Genomic DNA, 4,162 nt, shown 5'->3' with positions numbered 1-4,162 from the left:
GGGGGTGCGGGTGCGTCGTATTGATGTGGATTATGCGTCGCATTCGGTGCATGTGGATGTGTTGGAGGGGGAGTTGGCGGGGTTGTTGGGTTCGGTGAGGGCGTTGGTTCCGTCGGTGCCGTTCTTGTCGACGGTGACGGGTGAGTGGGTGGAGGGTGCGGAGTTGGACGGGGGTTATTGGTTCCGGAATCTGCGGCAGTCGGTGTTGTTGGAGCCGGTGGTGCGGCGGTTGGTGGGGGAGGGGTTCGGCGCGTTTTTGGAGATGAGTCCGCATCCGGTGTTGACGGTGCCGGTGGCGGAGACGGTGGAGGCTGTGGGTTCGGATGCGGTGGTGGTGGGTTCGCTGCGTCGGGGTGAGGGGGGTCTGGGGCGGTTTTATCGGTCGTTGGGTGAGGCGTGGGTGCGGGGTGTGGGGGTGGACTGGGCTCCGGTGTTTGCGGGGTTGTCGCCGTGTCGGGTGGAGTTGCCGACGTATGCGTTCCAGCGCAGCCGCTACTGGCTGGAGGCTCCGAAGCCGGCGGTGGGTGCGGATCCGGTGGAGGAGGAGTTCTGGCGGACCGTCGAGGAGGGTGACCTCGAGGAGTTGGCGGGCACTCTCGGCGTGGCGGAGGGATTGGAGAGCGTCGTGCCGGCTCTCGCCGCCTGGCGCACCGCACACCGCGAGCGGGGAGTGGTCGACGGATGGCGGCACCGCGTGGAGTGGCGGCCGCTGACCGCGACCGCCCCCACCGCCGCCGGAGGAACCTGGCTGATCGTCGTCCCCGAGTCGATGGAAGGCGACCACCTGGTCACCGACGTGCGGGCGGAACTGGAGGCGCGCGGAGCTCGTGCCGTCGTCGCCGCCGTCGACGCCGCCCGGCTGGACCGTGCTGCGCTCGGGGCACTGCTGACCACCGCCGACGTCTTCGCCGGGGTGCTCTCGCTGCTGGCGCTCGACGAGCGGCCGCACCCCCGGCAGCCTGCCGTACCGCTCGGGCTCGCCGGCACCCTCACACTCCTGCAGGCTCTCGGCGACGTGGGCATCGACGCACCTCTGTGGTGCGTGACCCGAGGCGCCGTGGCCGTCGGCGACGACGACGGGCCGGCGGCGCCCGAACAGGCCGGCGTCTGGGGCATCGGCCGGAGCGCCGCCCTGGAACACCCCAAGCGCTGGGGCGGACTCGTCGACCTGCCGCAGGCCGGGGCGAACGGCCTCATGGGGCTGCTGCTGGACGCCGTCACGGCAGGCGTGGCGGAGGACCAGGTGGCCCTCCGGAACGGCCGGACGTACGGCCGTCGGCTCGTCCAGGCCGCTACCCGCGGCAAGCGGGCGCCGCGTGACTGGCACCCGCGCGGCACCGTCCTCGTCACCGGGGGAACCGGCGCGCTCGGCGCCCACGTCGCCCGATGGCTGGCCACCCGTGGAGCCGAACACCTCGTCCTGACCGGTCGTCGTGGCGACGGCGCCCACCTCGCCGGTCTGCGGGACGAACTCGCGCACCACGGCACCCGGATCACCGTCGCCGCCTGTGACACCGCGGACCGTCAGGCGCTCGCCGACCTGGTCGACGGCCTTGCCGAGAGCGGCAGTCCGGTGCGGTCGGTCGTCCACGCGGCCGGCGTCAGCGTTCTCGGCCCGATCGCGGAGACCGACGTCGACGACCTCGCCGCGACACTGTCCGGCAAGGTGCTGGGCGCCGCCCACCTCGACGAGGTGCTGGACACGGCCGAACTCGACGCCGTCGTCTACTTCTCCTCGATCTCCGGCACCTGGGGGGTCGCCGACCACGCCGCCTACGGCGCCGCGAACGCGATCCTCGACGCCCGTGCCGAACGCCGGCGGGCTGACGGTGCGCCCGTGCTCAGCGTGGCCTGGGGGCCCTGGGCCGGCGGTGGCATGATCGCCGAGTCTGTCCAGAACGACCTGCGCCGTCGCGGCGTCCCCGTCATCGAGCCGGCCACCGCGATCACCGGCCTTCAGCAGGCCCTCGACCACGAGGACACGGTCGTCGCGGTCGCCGACGTCGACTGGCGACGGTTCGCGGAGGTCTTCACCTCCGTACGCGGCAGTGCCCTCCTCTCGGAACTCGCTCCCTCCGGTGCCGGGACGACGGAGACGGCGGCCGGGGCCGCCCAGGGCGACGGCGTCTCCACAGCCCTGCGCGGGATGGCCGATCTCGAGCCCGCGCGGCGGACCGCCGCACTGCGCGCCCTGATCGGCACCCACGTGGCCGCGGCGCTGGGGCACGAGGACGCGGAAGCGGTCAGCGTCGACGCGGCCTTCAAGGATCTCGGATTCGACTCCCTCACCGCTGTGGCGCTGCGCGACCGTGTGCACCGTGCCACCGGCCTGAAGCTGCCCACCACCGTCGTCTTCGACCATCCCAGCATCTCCGCGCTCGCCGCCTGCGTCGACGACCTGGCCTTCGGTGGCGGGCGCGCGGACGCGCGGCCCGCCACGGACACCGCGGGCGCGGCCGCTCCGACGGCCGCCGACGAACCGATCGCGATCGTGTCGATGGGGTGCCGCTTCCCCGGCGGCGTCCGCGCGCCCGAGGACCTGTGGCGTCTCGTGGCCGACGGCATGGACGTCATCTCCCCGCTGCCCACCGACCGCGGCTGGGACCTCGACGCCCTCTACGACCCCGACCCCGACCGCCTCGGCACCAGCTACGTCCGGGAGAGCGGATTCCTCGACGACGCGGCCGATTTCGACGCCGGGTTCTTCGGGATCTCCCCGCGTGAGGCCATGGCGATGGACCCGCAGCAGCGACTGCTCCTGGAGACCACCTGGGAGACCCTGGAGCGCGCGGGCATCGACCCCAAGACGCTCCGGGGCAGCTCGACCGGCGTGTACGTCGGCCTGACCGACCAGGAATACGCCGCCCAGCTGCGCGCTGCCTCCGGGGAGAACGAGGGATACCTCGCGACCGGAGCGGCAGCCAGTGTGGCGTCCGGGCGCATCGCCTACGCCCTGGGGTTGGAGGGCCCGGCGGTCACCGTCGACACGGCCTGCTCCTCCTCCCTGGTCGCCCTGCACCTGGCGGTGCGCGCGCTGCGCGCCGGAGAGTGCCGTCTGGCGGTGGCCGGCGCGGCCACCGTGATGTCGGGCCCCGGGGCCTTCGTCGCCTTCAGCCGCCAGCGTGCCCTCGCCCCCGACGGCCGCTGCAAGCCCTTCGCCGCCGACGCCGACGGATTCGCCCTGTCCGAGGGTGTGGGTGTGCTGCTGCTGGAGCGGTTGTCGGACGCCGTGGCGTCGGGGCATCAGGTGCTGGCGGTGGTGCGGGGTTCGGCGATCAACCAGGACGGTGCGTCGAACGGGTTGACGGCTCCGAACGGTCCGTCGCAGCAGCGGGTGATCCGTGCGGCGTTGGCGGATGCGGGTCTGTCGGCTGCGGATGTGGACGTGGTGGAGGCGCACGGTACGGGGACGAAGCTGGGTGACCCGATCGAGGCGCAGGCGCTGCTGGCGACCTACGGTCAGGAGCGCGACGGCGAGCGTCCGTTGTGGCTCGGGTCGGTGAAGTCCAACATCGGCCACACGCAGGCCGCTTCGGGCATGGCCGGGATCATCAAGATGGTGCAGGCCATGCGCCACGCCACCCTGCCCGAGTCGCTGCGGGGCGACCAGCCTTCCCCGCTGGTCGACTGGTCCGCGGGTGCGGTGGAGTTGCTGGCGCAGACCCGTGCGTGGGAGGAGACCGACGGCCGGCCGCGGCGGGCGGCGGTGTCGTCGTTCGGCATCAGCGGCACCAACGCCCACGTCGTCCTCGAAGCGCCGCCACAGGACGTCGCGGACGTCGGTTCCGAGCCCGTCGAGCGGAATCCGGCGCACGACCGGGCCGTCGTGCCCCTCCTCGCCTCGGCGCGCACGGAAGCGGCGCTGGCCGCCCAGGTCCGGCAGCTGACCGAGCATCTGGAGTCCACCGCGGCCGACCCGGTGGATGTGGCGTGGTCGTTGTGGCGGTCGCGGTCGGTGTTCGAGTGCCGGTCGGTGGGTGTCGCGGGTGAGTGGGTGGCGTCGGGTTGTGTGGTGGGTGGTGCTGCGTCGCCGGTGTTCGTGTTTCCGGGTCAGGGTGCGCAGTGGGTGGGTATGGCGGTGGAGTTGTTGGATGTGTCGGAGGTGTTTGCTGCGCGGTTTGTTGAGTGTGGTGTGGCGTTGGAGGGGTTGGTGGGTTGGTCG

General features: G+C 72.5%; 1 protein-coding gene. It reads left to right on the top strand.

Annotation, left to right across the window (positions count from 1 at the left end; all coding sequences use genetic code 11):
* Positions 1-4: 4 nt before the first annotated feature.
* The coding region (locus tag BG482_RS39755; RefSeq protein WP_370745959.1) for an SDR family NAD(P)-dependent oxidoreductase at positions 5-4,162 on the top strand (4,158 nt) is incomplete at its 3' end.

It is taken from the genome of Streptomyces sp. LUP30 (assembly GCF_001746365.1).
In the GTDB taxonomy this organism is placed as follows: domain Bacteria; phylum Actinomycetota; class Actinomycetes; order Streptomycetales; family Streptomycetaceae; genus Streptomyces.
Note: the sequence above shows the minus strand (reverse complement) of the source record. Positions and strands in the feature narration are given on the sequence as shown.